The 18,874-nt window shown below is 70.8% G+C and carries 19 protein-coding genes; 6 read left to right on the top strand and 13 right to left on the bottom strand.

The features are described 5' to 3' along the window. Positions 1–72 precede the first annotated feature (72 nt). The gene (locus ABZ098_RS06220; protein WP_356587795.1) at positions 73–462 is read left to right on the top strand and encodes a PLD nuclease N-terminal domain-containing protein; all 390 of its coding nucleotides are present in this window, start codon (positions 73–75) and stop codon (positions 460–462) included. 19 nt (positions 463–481) lie between these two features. Here the strand turns inward: ABZ098_RS06220 and ABZ098_RS06215 are convergent, their stop codons facing one another. The 3 genes from ABZ098_RS06215 to ABZ098_RS06205 form a co-directional block, all read right to left on the bottom strand. Further along, positions 482–1,300 (bottom strand): hypothetical protein, encoded by an 819-nt coding sequence (locus tag ABZ098_RS06215; protein WP_356587793.1) that lies wholly within the window; start codon positions 1,298–1,300, stop codon positions 482–484. 83 nt (positions 1,301–1,383) lie between these two features. After that, a complete protein-coding gene (locus ABZ098_RS06210; protein WP_356587791.1) occupies positions 1,384–2,361 on the bottom strand; it encodes a 2-oxoglutarate and iron-dependent oxygenase domain-containing protein in 978 nt (325 codons plus the stop codon). Beyond that, positions 2,342–2,800 carry a nucleoside deaminase gene (locus ABZ098_RS06205; protein WP_356587789.1) on the bottom strand — a complete coding sequence of 153 codons (459 nt, stop codon included), beginning with the start codon at positions 2,798–2,800 and terminating at the stop codon, positions 2,342–2,344. Before ABZ098_RS06205 ends, ABZ098_RS06210 begins: the two co-directional genes overlap by 20 nt. On the opposite strand from ABZ098_RS06205, the gene ABZ098_RS06200 reads away from it, so the two are divergent. Further along, positions 2,799–2,936, top strand: a complete 138-nt coding sequence (locus tag ABZ098_RS06200) for a hypothetical protein (RefSeq protein WP_356587787.1) — start codon at positions 2,799–2,801, stop codon at positions 2,934–2,936. The two genes, ABZ098_RS06205 and ABZ098_RS06200, sit on opposite strands and share 2 nt — an antisense overlap. Positions 2,937–3,139: 203 nt before the next feature. On the opposite strand, the gene ABZ098_RS06195 is transcribed toward ABZ098_RS06200, so the two are convergent. Then, entirely contained in the window at positions 3,140–4,039 is a 900-nt protein-coding gene (locus ABZ098_RS06195; RefSeq protein ID WP_356587785.1) for a transglutaminase-like domain-containing protein, read from the bottom strand. Positions 4,040–4,257: 218 nt separating this feature from the next. On the opposite strand from ABZ098_RS06195, the gene ABZ098_RS06190 reads away from it, so the two are divergent. Genes ABZ098_RS06190 through ABZ098_RS06180 form a run of 3 tightly spaced genes read left to right on the top strand, consistent with a single transcriptional unit; the run spans position 4,258 to position 8,350 of the window. Then, entirely contained in the window at positions 4,258–6,360 is a 2,103-nt protein-coding gene (locus ABZ098_RS06190) for a hypothetical protein (RefSeq protein ID WP_356589323.1), read from the top strand. Then, positions 6,360–7,922 (top strand): hypothetical protein, encoded by a 1,563-nt coding sequence (locus tag ABZ098_RS06185; protein WP_356587783.1) that lies wholly within the window; start codon positions 6,360–6,362, stop codon positions 7,920–7,922. The genes ABZ098_RS06190 and ABZ098_RS06185 overlap by 1 nt, the downstream gene beginning before the upstream one ends. A gap of 47 nt (positions 7,923–7,969) precedes the next feature. Further along, complete coding sequence (locus ABZ098_RS06180) at positions 7,970–8,350, top strand: hypothetical protein (protein ID WP_356587781.1); 381 nt, start codon at positions 7,970–7,972, stop codon at positions 8,348–8,350. Here the strand turns inward: ABZ098_RS06180 and ABZ098_RS06175 are convergent. The 8 genes from ABZ098_RS06175 to hemL all read right to left on the bottom strand — a co-directional run bounded on the left by ABZ098_RS06175 (position 8,347) and on the right by hemL (position 16,489). Then, a complete protein-coding gene (locus tag ABZ098_RS06175; RefSeq protein ID WP_356587779.1) occupies positions 8,347–8,745 on the bottom strand; it encodes a hypothetical protein in 399 nt (132 codons plus the stop codon). The genes ABZ098_RS06180 and ABZ098_RS06175 overlap by 4 nt on opposite strands. A 25-nt stretch (positions 8,746–8,770) precedes the next feature. Continuing rightward, on the bottom strand, positions 8,771–9,865 hold the full coding sequence (gene ccsB / locus ABZ098_RS06170; RefSeq protein WP_356587777.1) for a c-type cytochrome biogenesis protein CcsB: 1,095 nt from the start codon (positions 9,863–9,865) through the stop codon (positions 8,771–8,773). Beyond that, positions 9,862–11,565, bottom strand: a complete 1,704-nt coding sequence (locus ABZ098_RS06165; protein ID WP_356587775.1) for a cytochrome c biogenesis protein ResB — start codon at positions 11,563–11,565, stop codon at positions 9,862–9,864. Before ABZ098_RS06165 ends, ccsB begins: the two co-directional genes overlap by 4 nt. Before the next feature lie 3 nt (positions 11,566–11,568). Then, complete coding sequence (locus tag ABZ098_RS06160; protein WP_356587773.1) at positions 11,569–12,342, bottom strand: cytochrome c biogenesis protein CcdA; 774 nt, start codon at positions 12,340–12,342, stop codon at positions 11,569–11,571. Position 12,343: 1 nt separating this feature from the next. Further along, positions 12,344–12,952, bottom strand: coding sequence for a TlpA disulfide reductase family protein (locus tag ABZ098_RS06155; RefSeq protein ID WP_356587771.1), 609 nt, complete (start codon positions 12,950–12,952; stop codon positions 12,344–12,346). Between the two features lie 66 nt (positions 12,953–13,018). Then, entirely contained in the window at positions 13,019–14,296 is a 1,278-nt protein-coding gene (locus tag ABZ098_RS06150) for a hypothetical protein (RefSeq protein ID WP_356587769.1), read from the bottom strand. Between the two features lie 187 nt (positions 14,297–14,483). Then, positions 14,484–15,173: a histidine phosphatase family protein gene (locus ABZ098_RS06145; protein ID WP_356587767.1), complete on the bottom strand. Its 690-nt coding sequence runs from the start codon at positions 15,171–15,173 to the stop codon at positions 14,484–14,486. Beyond that, positions 15,170–16,489 carry a glutamate-1-semialdehyde 2,1-aminomutase gene (hemL, locus tag ABZ098_RS06140; protein ID WP_356587765.1) on the bottom strand — a complete coding sequence of 440 codons (1,320 nt, stop codon included), beginning with the start codon at positions 16,487–16,489 and terminating at the stop codon, positions 15,170–15,172. Before hemL ends, ABZ098_RS06145 begins: the two co-directional genes overlap by 4 nt. A gap of 303 nt (positions 16,490–16,792) precedes the next feature. Between hemL and ABZ098_RS06135 the strand changes: the two genes are divergently transcribed. Continuing rightward, entirely contained in the window at positions 16,793–17,440 is a 648-nt protein-coding gene (locus ABZ098_RS06135) for a hypothetical protein (RefSeq protein WP_078959859.1), read from the top strand. A 72-nt stretch (positions 17,441–17,512) separates the two neighbouring features. Here the strand turns inward: ABZ098_RS06135 and ABZ098_RS06130 are convergent, their stop codons facing one another. Next, positions 17,513–18,871 (bottom strand): GH1 family beta-glucosidase, encoded by a 1,359-nt coding sequence (locus ABZ098_RS06130; protein ID WP_356587762.1) that lies wholly within the window; start codon positions 18,869–18,871, stop codon positions 17,513–17,515. Positions 18,872–18,874 lie beyond the last annotated feature (3 nt).

The following is an 18,874-nucleotide window of genomic DNA, read 5'->3' as shown; positions in this document are numbered from 1 at the left end:
GAGCCGCTACCCTGACCCCGTCAGGGGCCCGCCACAGGCTCCACACCACGTTCCCTGGGGGGCCAAAAGCACATGTTCCGGCTGCTGATGTACCTGATCCCGCTGGCGCTGACGATCTACGCGTTCATCGACTGCCTCAACACCCCCGAGGACGAGGCGAAGCACCTTCCCAAGATCGCCTGGGTCTTCATCATCCTGCTGTTCTGGATCGTCGGCCCGATCGCCTGGCTCGCCGCGGGCAAGCTGCGCACCCCGCCCGCGAACGGCCGCACCCCCTCGGAGTGGCACCGCAACCACCGCACGGAGTACGTCGCCCCCGACGACAACCCCGAGTTCCTGAACTCCCTCAAGGCGGAGAACAAAAAGGACGAGGCCCTCCTGAAGGACTGGGAGGCCGACCTGCGCCGCCGCGAGGAGGAGCTCAAGCGCCGGGAGCAGGGCGAGGACCCCAGGACCGACTGACCCGGCGCCCGCCGCCGGTTCAGCCCTCCTTCGCCGGGTCGGTCCCGTACAACGCGGAGGCGGTGACCGCCTGTCGGGCCGTGCAGGTCTTCTGTTCGGCGGCCGGGGCGGTCCACAGCGGGACCAGGTCGGCCTCGGAGGACATCCGCAGGTACTGGCAGACACCGTTGACGCGCAGGGCGACGGCGTACGTGTCGTCGCCCGCTTCGTGGCCCGCGACCTCGGTCACGGTGTCCTCGGCGGAGACCAGCCCCTTGCCGTGCAGGAACTGCGCGGCGCCCTTGGGTGTGTGGTCGTAGCCGGCGGCCGAGATCGTCCGGTGGTCGCTCGCGGTGTCGGGCTGTCGCGCGAGCAGCCCGCCCAACTGCGCGGCGAGACTGCCGGGTTGGCCGTCCGGCCGGGTGGCCGGGCAAGCGATGGTGGTCCGCTGCACGCTGTAGGAACCGCGGGCGAAAGCGATGCGGTAGCAGCGGACCGGGTAGGCGTCGGCGTCGACGGCGGTGGTCCCGCCGGGCGGTACGAGGCCCAGCATCACCTCGGCCGTGTGGGTCAGGCCCGCGGACCGGACGCTCAGCAGCGCCCCGCCGTGCTCCTCGGTCTGGGCGACCAGCGTGCCCTCGGTGAAAGGCCCGCCGTAGGTGCCGCCGCCCGCCGAGTGGAAACCGGCGTTCAGGTCCTGGCGCAGATCCTGGGCGAGGGCGGCGGCCTGCGCGTCGACGGCCGTCGTGTCGGGGGCGGTGAGCCGCTGCTGGAGCAGGGTGCCTCCCACGCCCGCGGCCCCGGCGACCAGGGCGATCGCCCCATACAGCAGGCCTCGCGCGACGGCACGCTTCCTCATGTCTCCCCCAGCTTCGACGGCCGCCCCGGGAAAGCGGCCGTCGCACTGTATCCACCGTGGCCGGAAGGCCTGCGAGGAGCCCTTCAGTCGACCGTGATCGAGTCCAGCTTGGCCCTCAGGTACACGTGGGAGTCGACGGGTTCGTGGGCCACCCGTCCGACCGGTGCCGGCACGGACTCGACGATCGTGCCGGGTGTGCACTCGCCGAAGTAGACCAGGGACATCAGCTCCTCGGCGGGCGCGTCGACCGGCGGCGGCAGTACCCGGTGGCGGCCGGAGCGCCAGCGGTCACCGGTCCAACGGGCCAGCAGGTCGCCGATGTTGATGGTGAAGGCGTCCGGGTCGAAGGGGGCGTCCTCCCAGCCGCCCTCGTCCGTGAAGACCTGGAGCCCGCCCTTGCCGGCCTGCCGGTCGAGGATGGTGACCGTGCCGAAGTCGGTGTGCGGGCCGATGCGGAACTGTCCCGGTTGCGGTTCCCCGATCACCTCGGTGCCCGGGTACCAGTTGATGTTGAAGCCGTACGTCGGGTGGTCCATGTGCCGGGAGAAGAAGTCGGGTTCGAGCCCGAGGGCCTCGCCGAGGAGGGACAGCAGCCGCTTCTCCAGCTCGGCCATCCGCTCCAGGTACTCCTCGCACAGCTCACGCAGTGCCGGGACCTCGGCCGGCCAGACGTTCGGCGCGTACCACTCCGCGTTGACGACCGGGTCCTCGAAGGGCTCGTGGGTGGCGAAGGTCAGCGACTCCTTGAGGTCGGGCGGGGTCTCGGTGCCCTCGGAGTAGCCGTTGGCCTCGGCGCCGGGACCGAGCCAGCCGCGGCCGCCGACCTTCGCCTCGTACGCCTGCTTCGTCTCCGTCGGCAGCCGGAAGAAGGTCCGCGCCGCCTCCCGGATGCCGGAGCGCAGGCCGGGGTCGACGCCGTGCCCGGTGACCAGCAGGAATCCGGCGCTCTGGAGCGCCTCGTCGACGGTTTTGGCGATCGCGGCGCGGGCCTCGGCGTCGCCGTCCACCCAGGGGCGCAGATCGATGGTGGGGATGCGGGGCTTACTCACCGATGTCCTCATTCCACAGTGCCGGGTTCTTCTCGATGAAGTCGGTCATCATCCGGACGCACTCGGGATCGTCGAGGAGCACGATCTCCACACCGTGCTCGGCCAGCCAGTCGTGCCCGCCGTGAAAGGTGGCGGCCTCCCCGATCACCACACGCGAGATGCCGAACTGGCGGACGAGCCCTGAGCAGTACCAGCACGGGGAGAGGGTGGTCACCATGGTCGTGCCACGGTACGACCGCTGCCGTCCCGCCGCCCGGAAGGCGTCCGTCTCGCCGTGCACCGAGGGGTCGCCGTCCTGGACGCGCCGGTTGTGCCCGCGCCCGAGGAGGGTGCCGTCGGCGCCGTAGAGCGCGGCCCCGATGGGGATGCCGCCCTCGGCGAGCCCGGCGCGGGCCTCCTCGACGGCGGTGGCGAGCCACGCCCGGGCCTGTGCGTGATCCATGGGGTCCATGCCTCTCACTCTCCTGTGGCCGAAACACGAGGGCAACGTGCGGAAAGTACTCTCCCGGCAGCCCGCAGCCGGACGAGCCGCCCCCGGCCTCACGGTCGCCGTGGGCCAGGCGGTCTCCGCCTCCGACGGGCACTGACCCTGGAACGGGAGCTGACGAGGGGCGGGGGGCCGCCAACAGAGAACGCCTGTCGGCCCTGGTGCAGGGCACCCTGGAGCCCTTTCCGCGCAACGGCTGCTCCCCGACCCGCACGGCCGCTCTGCGCGGGGCGGTGCTGCATCTGCGGCTACCGCCGCGCGGGCGCGACCAGCCACGACGGCGCCGTGCTTCAAGCAGACCGCTTAGCGCAGTGCGACGACATGCGGCCCGTTGAAGGGCGCGTAACACGTGACCGTGGGCGGGGTCCGCAGCCCGTCCTCCTCCGCGAACACCTTCCGCACGGCCTCGAACGACACCTCCCCGCTGACCACCGGCGCCACCCGGTCGTAGAGCTCCCGCGCACCCCGCGGCAACGGCGTCCCCGGCTCACCGTCGTCCTCGCCCCACACGTCCCACAGCAGCGTCTCCACCTTGTTCAGCGCGGCGAGGTCGAGCCGGATGTTGCCCGCCACGAACCGCTCCCCGAAGAACGGCCCCTCCGTCGGCGGATGCAGACCGAAGGTCTTCTCGTCCGCCCCCTCCTCGCGGATCGCCCGCCAGGCCTCACCGGCGACGAGGAACCGTGAACGGGGAACGTCCATCGGATCGAAGTCCACCGGCCAGTTGGCGGTGATCGCGGGGTCGGCCAGCTGCGCGTCCGCCAGCAGCCAGCCCCGTTCCCCGTCCCAGTACTCGGTGACCACGTGGTCGTGGTGGAAGCCGTCCGACCCGAAGTAGTCCGCGAACCCGGACCGCAGCCGGGCCGGGACGCCGGCGTGGCGCAGCAGCGAGACGTGCAGCAGCGTGAAGTCCCGGCAGGTCCCCACGAACCGGTCACCGGGCTCGCGCCGCACGGTCAGGGGGGCGTCGTTCCGCTCGACGACGATCCGCAGGACGGCGTCCATGTAGCGGGACTCGGCGTCGTCGTGGAGCCGGTCGGTCGGGTGGGTGTGGTCGAAGAGGTGGCCCTCGACGCGATGGATCATCACATCGCGTGCGACACGGGCCAGTCGAGCGGGGTCGCGGGGCAGGTCGCCGTACAGGGACACGAGGTCGCCCGGGTCGGAGAAGGTGCTCTGCTCGGCGTAGAAGGAGAGGGACACGACGGGCCTCCCGAAAGGCGTCATCGACCACGTGTTCGATTACGGGCCGGCGCACCCCACCGTGTCAAAATTCGCCGCCGAATGTCCAGGACGCGGGCAGCTCGTGCTGGTGACGGTCCTGTGCCGACATTTTCGTAACCCAACGGACATCACGCGATCTAGTCCGAACCAACTCCCCCTCCCTACCCTGGTATTGATAAACAGCGCGCATGGGGGGAATGCGGGTGCACAGACGGCTGCACGGGCGCGGAGCGCTGTTCGACACGGACCCGGCGGGGCTCGCACCACGGCTCGTGGGGCTGCGGCCCCACCAGCACCGGGCCACCGCGGTGGAGCACCCGCAGGACATCCCCTTCGTCGTGCTCACCGGCGCGCGCGGAACGGGCAAGAGCGCCCTGCTCGCCGAGCTGCGGGAGGCCTACCAGGGGCACACCCCGGTCGCCCTGGTGGACTGCGAGGCGGCCGAGTTCGCGGCGCCGCCCGCGGGCCGGGACGCCGAGGCCTGGTCGCCGGTGTCACAGGCCCTGCTGGTGATCGCCGAGCAGCTCGCGGAGCCGGTGACCGGCGCCGGACGGCTCCCCTTCCCGCGGCTGATGTCGGGCCTGGTCGCGGTCGCCGCCGGAGGGTGGCGGGACACCGACTCGGAGCGGATCCGGCGCGAGGTCGAGCGGATCCTGCTGCTCAACGAGAGCGGGTCGTGGGTCGCCGCGTTCGCCGGGCGCTGGGCCGGCGGGGTCGCCGCCAACGTCGCCGCCGCCGCGACCGGCACCGGGCCGCTGCTGTCGTCCGCCATCGAGGCGACCCTGGAGTCCATCTCCGACAACTTCGTCCACCGCCGGCAGCAGCGGGCCGCCACCTGGTGGCGGGACTACCCCAACGCCGGCCGCAACGCCCGGCGCGGACTCATGCTGCTGTCCGGGCACTTCAGGGCCGGCGGCACCTCCCGCGAACACGCCGAGCGCCATCTGGTCCGGGCCCTGCTCGCCGACCTCACCGACGCCTACACCGGCGTGCTGCCCCGCATGCGGCGCCTGGGCCGCCCCCTCGTCCTCGTCGACAACGCGCAGTCCGCGCCCGGCCCCGGCCTCACCGACCCCGTCCTGCGCGACCGCTCCGAGGGCATCGCCGACCAGGCAGTCTTCATCACCGCGCTGCGCGGCACCGGACGCCCCGCCCTGCGCAACGCCGTACGGCACACCCTCCCCGAGGTCGCCCGGCGCACCGACTGGACGCCCGACCCCGCCTCCCCCTCCTCCCGCGCCCTGCTGGTCTCCCTGCCGCCGCTGACCGCCGACGACACCCTGCACATCGTCGACGAACACCAGGCGCCGCCCCAACTCCCCCACGCCGTCCACCGGTTGACCGGCGGCAACCCGCTCGGTATCACCCTGCTCACCGAGTCCGCCGCGCAGAACGGCACGGCCTCCCTCGGCGAACTGCTCACCTCGGACGTACGGCTGCACGAGGACCGCGACGGCAGACCCACCTACGTCGAACTCCTGGACCGGCTCGTGCCCGCCGACCGGCTGGAGGAACTGACGGTGCTGGCCGCCGCCCACGACCACGACTCCGCCACCGCCCTGGCCGAGGCCCTCCTGCCCGACGACTTCGGCCCGGCCGACGTACGGGCCCTGCAGACCAGGCTCGTCGAGGAGGGGCTGCCCGAGGTGCCGGGCCGGTTCGTCGGCGACCCCTTCGTACGGACGCTGCTGCTGCTCCGGCTGCACCACCGCTCCCCGGACCACGGGCGCTGGCGCGAGGCCCACGAGACGCTGATCGCGCACTACGCGCCCACCGACGCGGACGAGCACCACGCCCGCTACCGCCTGCACCACGAACTCGCCCTCGGCGCCACGGAGTCGGCCGTCGCCCACCTGCGCGACACCTTCACCGCCCTGGACACCCGCACCTGGCTGCGCACCCTGCGCTTCGTCGCCTCGGCGCCCTACTTCCACGCGCACGACGCCGAGGGCCACGACTTCGCCGCCCGCGACGACCGGCGCGCGGCGATCGCGCTCGGCCACACGGACGCGGCCCAGCGGATGCCGGACCCCATGGGCGACGCGGATCCCGCACTGCACCTGCGGGTACGACGGCTGCTGCACGCCGTGTGGCAGCTCACCGACCCGCTCGCGCTGCCCGACCCGAGGGTCTGCGACCGGCTGCGCTTCGAGCTGGAGCAGCTCTCCAACCTGCGCCCGGCCGGCAACGCGCTGCTGTGGCGGGCCTCCCGGGACTGGCCCGAGGACGCGCTCGCGGGGCGCCCCCTGCGGGTCCCCGACGGCAACGACGACGGCGACGACGGCGAGGGGGAGGCGTGATGGCCGGACGGGGCTTCGGAGCACGGCTGCGGGAGGGCGTGTGGGAGATCCCGCTGCGCCGGTACATCGCGATCGTGCTCGGCGTGGCGGTGACCGCGGCACTGGTCCTCGCCGTCCGCACCCTCGCCCACGACGACCGCTCCTGCGCGGCCGGGGTGGTCAGACCGGAGGGCAGCGACGAGTGCGTGGGCGTCTCGGCGACCGACTACGACTGGGGGCGGGCCCCGCTGCGGCCGGTGGTCCGCGCGATCGACCGCGAGAACCGGTCCATCAAGGGCCCGTACGTCACCGTGGCCCTCCTGGAGCCCTTCACCGCGACCGACGCCGACAACCTCGGGGACGTGCTGCACGAGCTCCAGGGCGCGTACCTCGCGCAGTACCAGGCCAACCACCGGTCCAACGGGACCGTCCCCGCGATCCGGCTGGTGCTCGCCAACCCCGGTGCCACCGGAGCCCACTGGGAGCACACCGTCGACCAGCTGGAGGGCATGACCGGGGGCGAGGACAGGCTGCGGGCGGTCGCCGGGGTCGGACTGAGCACCGCCGACAACAAGCGGGCCGTCGCCGCGCTCACCGCCCGCGGCATCGCGGTCGTCGGCACCTCCATCACCGCCGACAACCTCGCCAACGGCCAGAACGGCAAGGACCCCTTCCCCGGGCTCGCCCGAGTGGCCCCCACCAACACCGACGAGGCCCGCGCGCTCACCTCCTTCGCCCAGGTCGCGGCCGACAAGGCGGTCCTGGTCCACGACCAGAAGGCGGACGACAAGGACCACGGCGACCCCTACTCGCTGACCCTCCAGCGCTCCTTCGAGAAACTGCTCAAGGGATCGCCGTACGCCCCCTGGTCGTTCAACCCGCCCGACGACCGCAGTCTGGAGGGCAGCACCGCCAACGACTTCGAGCAGATCACCCACCTGGTCTGCGACACGGACGCCGGCACCGACACCATCCTGTTCGCCGGACGCCACACGCAGTTGCGCCAGTTCATCAACGCGCTCGGCGAACGCGGCTGCCAGAAGCGGAGGTTCACCCTGCTCACCGGCGACGAGGCGTCCTACCTCACCGGCGACAAGGACCTGAACCGGGACGCCCTGAACCGCAACCTCACCGTCCGCTACACCGCGCTCGCCCACCCGGACGCCTGGACCAAGTCGCCGCCCGCCACCGGGGGTTCGGCCGCCGACGCGAGGGTCCTCCAGGAACTGGTGCGCGAGGGCCAGGGCAACGAGGTGGGCCCGATCGGTGACGTCGACCTGGAGGACGGCCAGCTCATCATCGCCTACGACGCGATGCGGCTGACGTACCAGGGCATCCGGTTCGCCAAGGGCACCAAGGACATCCCCACCCTCGAAGAGGTCCGCAACGAGTGGCGGCTCGTCAAGGGCACCCAGCAGCGGGTCGACGGCGCGAGCGGCTGGATCTGCCTCGACAACCACGGCAACCCGTACGACAAGGCCGTACCCATCGTGGAACTGACCCCGCAGGGCACCGCCCGCTTCGTGCGGATCGCCTGGCCGGAGGGGAAACCGCCCACGAAGGAGTGCCTGCCGCCGTCGTAGCGCGTCGTACCGGCCGGTCACCCACCGTGACTGCCAGGATCCCGCCCATGAACAGCGGGACTTTCACGAGACTGGTACTGGGCGCGGTGTGCGCGCTGGCGATGACGATCGCGGGGGCGCCGGCCGCCTCCGCCGGAGCGACCGGGTGCAACCAGCGCACCTGCGTCATCGTCGACGGCGCCGGACTGCGCGTCGAGACGGTCGCGGCGGCGACCACCTGGAACGGCGACTTCACCGGGCACTTCCACATCTGGGGCGGCGGGATCGACACCAACAGCGCGACGCAGTTCTGGGGCTACCACCAGAAGTTCGTCGTGCACGTCCACCGGGACCTGCCCAACGGCGCGGTGCTGTGCGCGGAGGGCTGGGAGCACACCGGCGGCGGACTCGAGTCACGCGGGCGGGCCTGCGCGGAGGTGCACTTCTAGGCGTCCAGGGTCTCCAGCAACCGCTCGAACCGGGCCCGCCAGGCGGGCTCGGTCTCCCCCGCCCCCTCGTACTCGTGCGTGAAGCGCAGGACGGCCCCCTGGTCCCCGTCCCGCTCCAGATGGAACCTGATCCGGTCGCCCCGCTCCAGGGTGTACTCGGCGACCCGGTCCACGTCCCACGCGGTGACCTGCCCCTGCCCGAGACCCGGCAGCACGACCGCGCCGCCGAGCCGGGGCTCCAGCACCTGCACGCCGGTCCACCAGCGCGCCAGCCCGTCCGCACTGCCCACCACGGGCCAGACCCCCTCCATGGGGACCGGCAGCCGCACCAGGAAGTGCAGGACGCGGCTGCTTCCACGGGTCTGACTGGTGCCCTGTTCGACGGATCCGGTCATGACACCAGTGTCGTCGAGCGGGGACTCAGACGCCCGCGTACGAGTGCTTGCCGGAGACGAAGATGTTGACGCCGTAGTAGTTGAACAGCCAGCAGCCGAAGGCGAGCATCGCCAGGTAGGCGGCCTTGCGGCCCTTCCAGCCGGCCGTGGCGCGCGCGTGCAGGTAGCAGGCGTAGGCGACCCAGGTGATGAAGGACCAGGTCTCCTTGGGGTCCCAGCCCCAGTAGCGGCCCCACGCGTCGCCCGCCCAGATCGCGCCCGCGATGATCGTGAACGTCCACAGCGGGAAGACGGCCGCGTTGACGCGGTAGGCGAACTTGTCGAGGCTCGCGGAGGCCGGCAGCCGGTCGAGGACGGAGTTCGCGAACCTGCCGGGGGTGCCGCCGGACGCGATCTTGTTCTCGTAGCTGTCCTTGAAGAGGTACAGGATCGTGGCGACCGCGCCGACGTAGAACACCGCGCCGCAGAAGATCGCGGTGGAGACGTGGATGTACAGCCAGTACGAGTGAAGGGCGGGAACCAACTGGTCGCTGGCGGTGTACAAGACGGTGACGGCGAGGCCGAGATCGAGGAGGACCGTGGTGACCAGGAACAGCCCGAGCCAGCGCACGTTCTTCTTCAGGGCCAGCAGGCCCAGGTACACGGCGACGGCCACCGTTGAGAAAGTGATGTTGAACTCGTACATGTTGCCCCAGGGCGCCCGCTCCACCGAGGCCGCGCGGGCGATCACCCCGGCGAGCTCGACGAGGAAGGCGAGCACCGTGAGGGAGATGGCGATACGCCCGTAGAGGTCGCCCTGCTCGTCCCCGCCGTGTGCCCCGGGCCCGTCCGGCACGTCTCGCGACCCGGCCGCCGACCGCACCACGACCTGCGGCCGCTCCAGTACGGCGGTGCTGCCGCCCTGGTTCACGGTGACCGCGGGCGCCTTGGCCTTCGCGTCGGCGGTGAGCGCGGCGGCGGTCCGGCCGACCTTGCTGCGGCTGCCGAAGAGCCATTCCGCGATGTACGCGAAGAAGGCCAGGGTGTAGACGGCCATGGAGGAGTAGATCAGCGTGTTGCTGATGTTGGCGAGGTGCTCGTTGGTGGCGGTGGCCAACTCGGTTGCGGCGGCGAGAGTCACTTTTCAGACCCTTCAGAGGGTGCTTCTTGGGGTTCGGGGGTGGGTTGCTCGGTGCTCGGCATCTGGTCGTACAGCACTCCCGCCAGCTCTCCCAGTTCTTCGGGTACCTTCGCCGACTCGCTGCGGCCGAGGCCGGCCATCTCGACGACCGTCACGCCGTCGTCGCCGCGCACCGCCCGCACCCACACCCGGCGGCGCTGGATGAACAGGGACGCGGCCAGGCCGAAGATCGCGGTGAGGGCGCCGGCGAGGGCCCAGCCGCTGGCGGGCTGCTGGACGACCTGGAAGTTCGCCCACTGCTTGGTGCCCTCGTAGGTGACCGAGCCGGCGCCGTTCGGGAGCTTCATGGTCTCGCCCGGCTTCAGGTTCTCCCTGAGCTCCTGGCCCTTGGCGTCCTTGAAGTCCTTCACATGCGACTTGTCGAGCTGGTACACGCTCTGCGGGATGCCCGAGTCGACACCGAGGTCGCCGTGGTACGGCGTGAGGTTGAGCACCGGGTTGAGCAGCGCGGGGAAGGTGGAGGCCGTCTCGCTGCCCTTGGTGTAGGTCGGCAGGAAGAAGGCCGAGATGCCGAGCTGCTCGCTGACGCCCTTGGCGTTCTTGTAGCCGTCGAGGACCTTGATGACACCGGTGGAGGTGACGTTGGAGTCCAGCGGCAGCAGGGCGACCGCGTCGTGGAAGACGACGTTGCCCCTGCCGTCCCGCACCGTGATGAGGGGGGCGTAGCCGTGGGCGGTGAGGTAGACCTTCGCGTCGCCGATCTCCAGCGGCTCGTTGACCTTGACGAGGGTCTTGTGGTCCTTGCCGTAGGCGCCCTCGCTGTAGGTGATGGCGGCCTGGTAGAGGCGCGGGGTGCCCTTGTTGGGGCCGCTGGTCTCGTAGGTGCCGGTGAACTTGTTCAGGGTGAAGCTGAGCGGCACCAGGTCTCCGGTGTCGAAGAGGTTCCCGGACTTGAAGTCGTCGTACTGGGTGAGGGTGTTGGAGAAGCCGTCGCCCTCGACGACCAGCTTGTTGCCCTCGGACTTGAAGAGCTGACCCCAGGCGAAGGCGGTCAGCATCACGATCAGCGCGATGTGGAAGGCGAGGTTGCCGATCTCGCGCAGATAACCCTTCTCACCGGCGACGTTGTCCCCGGCGAGGTGGGCGCGGAAGCGCTTCTTCTTCAGCAGGACGAGCGCGGCCTCGCGGACCTGCTCGGGCTCTGCCTCGGTGCGCCAGGTGGTGTAGGCGGGCAGCCGGGTCAGCCGCTTGGGGGCGCCCGGCGGCCTGCTGCGCAGCTGCCCGACGAACTGCCAGGTGCGAGGCACGATGCAGCCGATGAGGGAGACGAACAGCAGGATGTAGATCGCGGAGAACCACACCGAGCTGTAGACGTGGAAGAGGCCGAGCTTGTCGTAGACGTCCCCGAGGGTGGGGTTGTTCTTGACGAAGTCGGCGACCTTCGTGGCGTCGGTGCCGGTCTGCGGGATCAGCGAGCCGGGGATCGCGCCGAGCGCCACCAGAAGGAGCAGCAGCAGCGCGACCCGCATGGAGGTCAGCTGGCGCCAGAACCAGCGGGCCCAGCCGATCACGCCCAGCGACGGAAGGTTCGGCGAGGACTCGACGGGCGCGGTGGAGAGCTGGGAGCCGGCGGCGCCGAGGTCCTGGTCACCGGTGGGAGCCTCGGAGGCGTCGGAGGTGTCGGGTGCGGTCTTGCTCATGGATCAGATCCCCACAGTGAAGCCGGCGGACCAGGACTGGACGTCCTGCACGAGGCGGTCCCACGCGCCGGTCAGCAGCAGCAGTCCGGTCACGATCATCATGGTGCCGCCGATGCGCATGACCCAGACGTAGTGGCGCTTGACCCAGTCGAAGGCGCCGAGCGCCTTGCGGAAGGCGACCGCGGCGAGCACGAAGGGCACCCCGAGGCCGAGGCAGTAGGCGACGGTCAGTATGGCACCGCGGCCCGCGCTGCCCTGCTGGGAGGACAGGGCGATCACCGAGGCGAGGGTCGGGCCGATGCAGGGGGTCCAGCCGATGCCGAACAGCGCGCCGAGCAGCGGGGCGCCGACCAGGCCCATGGTGGGCTTGTTGTGGAAGCGGAACTCCCGCTGGGTCATCCAGGGCATCAGGCCCATGAAGAAGACGCCCATGAGGATCATGAGCACGCCCAGCACCTTGGACAGCACGCCCTGGTTCTCCTGGAGCGTCTGGCCGAAGTAGCCGAACAGCGCCCCGCTGGAGACGAACACCGCGGTGAAGCCGAGCACGAACAGGGAGGCGCCCGCGACCATCCGGCCGCGCCGGGCCTCGGCCAGGTCGGTGCCGGTCACGCCGGTGACGTACGACAGATAGCCGGGGACCAGTGGCAGGACGCACGGGGAGAAGAAGGAGACGAGGCCGCCGAGGACCGCGATGGGCAGGGCGACGAGCAGGGCACCGTTGAGGACGGTGCCGTTGTAGCCCGTCTCGGCGGCGAGCGTGACGACTGCGCTCACGTCACTTCTCCGCGAGGACCGGGTCGATCATCTTGCGCAGCTTGCTCTCGCTGAGCGCGGCCAGTGAGCGGGCGGCGATCTTCCCGTCCCGGTCGATGACGAGCGTGGAGGGCACGGCCTGCGGGTTGAGGGTGCCCTTGGAGAATCGGAGCATCAGCTTGCCGGTCGGGTCGTACAGGCTGGGGAAGGTGATGCCCATGTCCTTCTCGAAGGCGCGGGCGTTCTGGACGCTGGTGTCGCGGGTGTTCACCCCGACGAACTGCACGTCCTTGTCCTTGAGCTGCTTGTAGACCGCTTCCAGGTTGGGTGCCTCGGCCCGGCAGGGGGCGCACCAGGAGCCCCACATGTTCAGGACGACGACCTTGCCCTTGTAGTCGGCGACGTCGAGCCGGCCGCCGTCGACGGTCTTGCCGGACAGGTCGGGGGCGGCGCCCCGGTCTCCCTGCTTGGCCGTCGAGATGCCGTCCGCACCCATGATGAAGTTGGTGTCGCCGCCTCCGCCCGAGGTGCCGCCCGAACTGCAGGCGGACAGGGTCAGCGCCGCGACTGCGGCACCCGCGGTGAGCAGGGTGGTGCGGACTCGGGAGCGGCTACGGCTGGCGGCACTCATGTGAAAAGTTTCGCATGCCCGTTCCGGGGATCTTGGGCACCCCCCTTGCGGGCGGAAACCCGCATTTCAGGCAGCGTTCGAGGAGGGTGCCGAGGGCGGTGTGGAGGACCCCTTGAGGAACGTCTTCCAGCCGCCCGCCGGCTCCTGGCCGACATCGAGCGTGCGCAGCTTGGCGAGCACCTCCGGCTTCTGCACGTCCATCCAGTCGACGAACTGGCGGAAGGAGACCATGCGGACGTCGGCGCCCTTCTCCTTCTCCCGCGCGATGTGCTTGAAGGCCTGCTCGACGGCGTCCATGTAGAGGCCGCCGTTCCAGTGCTCGAAGTGGTTGCCGACGAAGAAGGGGGCGCGGTTGGTCTCGTAGGCGCGCTGGAAGCCGGCGATGTAGGCGCCGGCGGACTGCTCGCGCCAGGCCGGGTAGTTGTGGGCGGGCGCGTTGGTCGAGTTGATCGACTGGTTGGCCAGCATGTTGTAGTCCATGGACAGGACCTCGAAGCCGCGGCCGGGAAAAGGTATCGCCTGGAGCGGCAGGTCCCAGATGCCGTTCTTCTTCTGGGGCCAGATCTGGCGGCCGCCGGGCGAGGAGGCGTCGTAGCGCCAGCCGAGCTCGCGGGCGGTGGGCAGCAGGTTGTCCTGGCCGAGGAGGCAGGGGGTGCGGCCGCCGACGAGTTCCTTGTCGTAGTCGAAGGGCAGCGCGGGCAGGTCGGTCCAGCCGGTGTTGGTGCGCCACTCCTTGACGAAAGCTTTCGCCTGCTCGATCTCGCTCTTCCACTGCTGGGGCGTCCAGTTGCCGACGGTGCCGTGGCCGGAGCAGAAGTGGCCGTTGAAGTGGGTGCCGATCTCGTGTCCCTCGAGCCAGGCCCGGCGGACGTTCGTCAGGGTCGCCTTGACGTGCTCGTCGGTGAGGTAGCCGATGTCGGAGGCACCGCGGGGGTTGTTCGGGGGGTCGTAGAGGCGCTTCTTCGACTCGGGCAGCAGATACAGCCCGGAGAGGAAGAAGGTCATGTGCGCGTCGTGCTTGCGGGCGAGGTCGAGGAAGCGCGGGAAGAGGCCGTTGCCGACCTCGCCGGCGCCGTCCCAGGAGAAGACGACGAACTGCGGCGGGGTCTGCCCGGGCTCCAGCGGCACCGGCTTGGCGGGCTGGTGGGGCTGCTTGCCGGTGAAGGAGGTCGAGCCGTCGCCGATGGGGCGGGCGGTGACCGGCTTCTTGCTGGGCGAGGCGCTGGGACCCGAGGCGTGGGTCACCCCGTCGGACCCGGTGAGGGTTCCGCAGGCCGAGAGTCCCACGGCGGCCGCGGCGCCCGCGCCCAGGCCTATCGCTCCCCTTCGGGTGAGAGAGTGCATGCTTCCCCGATTCGTCACGTTCTCCGGTGGTCACCCAGTCAGAGGACGTGACGAGGGGGAAGGTTCCGGCGATATTTGCGGATTCGGTAACAGGAACGCGCCCCTCAAGGGGCGCGGGGAACTGCGCGACCAGCCACGACGGCGCCGCAGCCCCCCACGATCTTCTTGCTCGGTTCCCCGCGGAGCGCTACGCCCCGAACGCTTTGCTCTTGCCCTTCACCGGCTTGGCCCCGGCGCGGAGATGCACCGGCACCAGGTCGATCGCCGGCTCGCTGTACCCCACGGACACGATCCGGTCGCCCTGGTACGTGAAGGACGTCAGGGAGGCGAGCGTGCACTGCCGCTTGCGCGGGTCGTGCCACAGCCGCCGCTTCTCGACGTACGACCGCACGATCCAGATCGGCAACTGGTGGCTGACCAGCACGGCCTCGTGGCCGCGCGCCCGGTCCCTGGCCGCGTCCAGCGCGCCCTTCATCCGGACGACCTGGTCGATGTACGGCTCCCCCCACGACGGCTTGAAGGGGTTGACGAGGTGCTTCCAGTTGTCCGGGTTCTTCAGGGCCCCGTCGCCGACGCCGAAGGTCTTGCCCTGGAAGACGTTCTCCGCCTCGATGAGCCGCTCGTCGGTCGCGATGTCGAGGCCGTGCGCCTTGGCGATCGGCGTGGCGGTCTCCTGCGCCCGCTCCAGCGGGGAGGCGCAGACGTAGGTGACGTCCCGGGACGCGAGGTGCTCGGCGACCCGGTCGGCCATCTGCCGCCCGAGCTCGGAGAGGTGGTAGCCCGCGAGACGGCCGTAGAGGACACCGTCGGGGTTGGCGACCTCGCCGTGCCGCATCAGGTGGACGACGGTGATGTCGCTGTTGGTCGGGGTGCTCATGCCGCTGTGGCCTCCGCCGCCGCTCGGGCCGCCGCCGGGAGGGCGTCGGCGATGCGCTGAACCGCCTGGTCGTCATGGGCCGTGGAGACGAACCACGACTCGAAGGAGGACGGCGGCAGGTAGACGCCGTTCTCCAGGAGGGAGTGGAAGAACGCGGTGAACCGGAAGGACTCCTGCGCCTTGGCGTCCTCGTAGTCGCGCACCGGCCGGTCGGTGAAGAACACCGAGAACATGTTGGAGGCGCTCTGGACGGTGTGCGCGACGCCTTCCTTGCCGAGCGCCTCCGAGACGAGCGAGCGGATCTGCTCGGACACGGCGTCGACCTTGGCGTAGGCCGCCTCGTCGAGCAGCCGCAACTGGGCGAGGCCGGCGGCGGTGGCGACGGGGTTCCCGGAGAGGGTGCCGGCCTGGTAGACGGGGCCGGCGGGAGCGAGGTGCGCCATGACATCGGCACGCCCCCCGAAGGCGGCGGCGGGGAACCCGCCACCCATGACCTTCCCGAAGGTCATGAGGTCGGGCCGGACGCCGTCGATGCCGTACCAGCCGGAACGGCTCGTCCGGAACCCGGTCATGACCTCGTCGGAGATGTAGAGGGCGCCGTTCTGCGCGCAGGCGTCCTTCAGTCCCTGGTTGAACCCGGGCAGCGGCGGCACGACGCCCATGTTGCCGGGCGAAGCCTCGGTGATCACACAGGCGATCTCGCCGGGGTGGCGGTGGAAGGCCTCGTGGACGGCTTCGAGATCGTTGTACGGCAGCACGATCGTGTCGCCTGCCTGGGCGCCGGTGACGCCCGGGGTGTCGGGAAGCGCGAACGTGGCCACACCACTGCCGGCCGCGGCGAGCAGCGAGTCGACGTGACCGTGGTAGCACCCGGCGAACTTGATGACCTTGGTGCGCCGGGTGAAACCGCGGGCGAGCCGGATCGCGGACATGGTGGCCTCGGTCCCGCTGGAGACGAGCCGTACCTGGTCGACGGGCTCGACCCGGGCGACGATCTCCTCCGCGAGCGCGACCTCTCCCTCGCCCGGGGTGCCGAAGGAGGTGCCCTTCGCCACCGCTTCCTGGACGGCGGCGATGACCTCGGGGTGCGCGTGCCCGAGGATCATGGGGCCCCAGGAGCAGACGAGGTCGACGTACTCCCGCCCGTCGGCGTCCGTCAGATAAGGCCCGGTGCCGGACACCATGAAGCGGGGGGTGCCGCCCACGGCACGGAAGGCGCGGACCGGGGAGTTCACGCCGCCCGGTGTGACGGCGGACGCGCGGTCGAACAGGGCCTGCGAGACAGGCGCCTCGTATGAATAGGGCAATTCACTCATATCCTGCGACTTCTCCGACCTTCTCCGGTTTGTTCGGCTTTCTCGGACTCCGTTGCCGGTGACTACCTCAGGGTAGGCCAGCCCTCGAAACCCCCCGGCGCCCCACGATCTGCGAAACTGGATGCAGATACACACAGCTCACGGAGACGATGGCACGCGGTCGGTTGTTCAGGGGCTGCGAAGATCCTGCGGACAGGTGTTTCAACGCACGTTTCGGCGGGCGGCCGTGGGGGAGGTCACTGACACGATGATCGGGTTGCGCGGCGGGGCCTGCGCGTCCTAGAAAAGCAGTCGGGTGGAGATATGCATCGCGGTGGCGGACTGGGCGAGGGGACTGATGACCTGGGTCCTCGACGTGCCCGGCGGGGAAGGCACCGGCGCGAGGCGGAGGAAGCGGCCGAGACACGTCAGGGACGCGGTGCCCCGGGCACCCCGGATGAGTCGGAACGCGACGAGCGACGTATCGAACGTCGGATCGATCCGTTGAGGGCGGGAAGCAGGAATGGTGGTCGGGTGGGGGTGACGTACAAGTACTTCGGCGCGCCCGACGGCGCGACCGCGGCCCGTGTCCCGATCTCGATGCGCCCCGAGGAACTCGGCGGCGACGAGCTCGGCATGAACGGCATGTTCACCAAGATCAAGCCGGAGACCATGGCGGCGATGGTCCTCACCGGCATCGAAGGCGTCCCCCTCCACAAGGTCCCCCCGCTCGAACTGGTCGTCCTGCACCCCGACTACGCGGTGGTCAAGCTCCCCATGACGGTCGTGGACCCCCTGCGCGGCATAGGCGAGGAAGCGGTCGGCGCGGCGGCGTTCATCTGGTCGACGGTCCCGGACCGGGGCGGCCCGCGGGACGCGTTCAACGTGTACCAACTGCTGCACGAGTGGCAGGACTTCAGTCATCGGTTGCATGAGGCGGGGCATCAGCCGTACTGCCTTGTGTGGCCGTGAACAGCAAAGGAAGGGGCGGGGTCCGAGGACCCCGCCCCTTCCTTCGAGTAGGCGCACTCGGGCGGCCCGCGCTCAGGCCGCCTTGCGGCCCCGCTCCCCGTGCGCCCGGATGATGTCCGCGTACCGGTACCCCGTGCCCTTGATCGTCCGTCGCTGCGTCTCGTAGTCGACGTGGACCAGGCCGAAGCGCTTGTCGTAGCCGTAGGCCCACTCGAAGTTGTCGAGCAGGGACCAGGCGAAGTAGCCGGCCAGGGGGGCGCCCTTGCGGGCGGCGGAGGCGCAGGCGGCCAGGTGGTCGGTCAGGTACCGCTGGCGTTCCGGGTCGTCGACCGTGCCGTCGGGGCGTACGACGTCGGGGTAGGCGGAGCCGTTCTCGGTGACGTAGAGCTTGCGGACGCCGTACTCGTTCGTGAGGCGAAGCAGGAGGGTCTCGATGCCGTTCGCGTCGATCTCCCAGTCCATGCCGGTGCGCGGGACGCCGGGGCGGGAGATCTGGCGGGCCCGGGGCGCCGGGCCCGTGGGGTCGTCGGCGACGGTGATCGGCATGTAGTAGTTGAGGCCGAGCCAGTCCAGGGGGGTGGCGATGACCGACAGGTCGCCGTCGCGCTCCGGGAGTTCGACGCCGTAGACCTCGCGCATGTCCGCCGGGAAGCCTCGGCCGTGGACCGGGTCGAGCCACCAGCGGTTGGTGTGGCCGTCCATGCGGCGGGCGGCGGCGAGGTCCTCGGGCCGGTCGGTGGCCGCGTGGATCGTGGAGAGGTTGGTGACCAGGCCGACCTGGGCGGAGGGGGACGCGGCGCGGATCGCCCGCGCGGCCAGGCCGTGGCCGAGGAGCAGGTGGTAGGAGGCGCGGACGGCGGCCGTGAGGTCGGTCAGGCCGGGGGCCATGGTGCCTTCCAGGTGGCCGATCCAGGCCGAGCACAGGGGTTCGTTGAGGGTGGTCCAGTGGTGGACCCGGTCGCCGAGCCGCTCGGCCACGACCGAGGCGTACGCGGCGAAGTGCTCGGCGGTGTCGCGGGCGGGCCAGCCGCCGCGGTCCTGGAGGACCTGGGGCAGGTCCCAGTGGTAGAGGGTGACGGACGGGGTGATCCCGGCGGCCAGCAGGGCGTCGATCAACTCGTCGTAGAAGTCGAGGCCCTTGGGGTTGACCGGGCCGTCGCCGCCCGGGATCACGCGCGGCCAGGCGACGGACAGGCGGTAGGCGTTGGTGCCGAGGCGGCGCATCAGGTCGATGTCCTCGCGCCAGCGGTGGTAGTGGTCGCAGGCGACGTCGCCGGTGTCGCCGCCCGCGACCTTGCCGGGGGTGTGCGAGAAGGTGTCCCAGATCGACGGCGAGCGGCCGTCCTCCGACACGGCTCCCTCGATCTGGTAGGCCGCCGTGGCCGTGCCCCACAGGAAGTCGTGCGGGAGTGCGGCGAGGTCGATGCTCACGAA

The sequence above is a fragment of the Streptomyces sp. NPDC006335 genome (assembly GCF_040612795.1).
Lineage (GTDB): Bacteria > Actinomycetota > Actinomycetes > Streptomycetales > Streptomycetaceae > Streptomyces.
The sequence above is the reverse complement of the archived record's forward strand: the minus strand, read 5'-3'. Positions and strand labels throughout refer to the sequence as shown.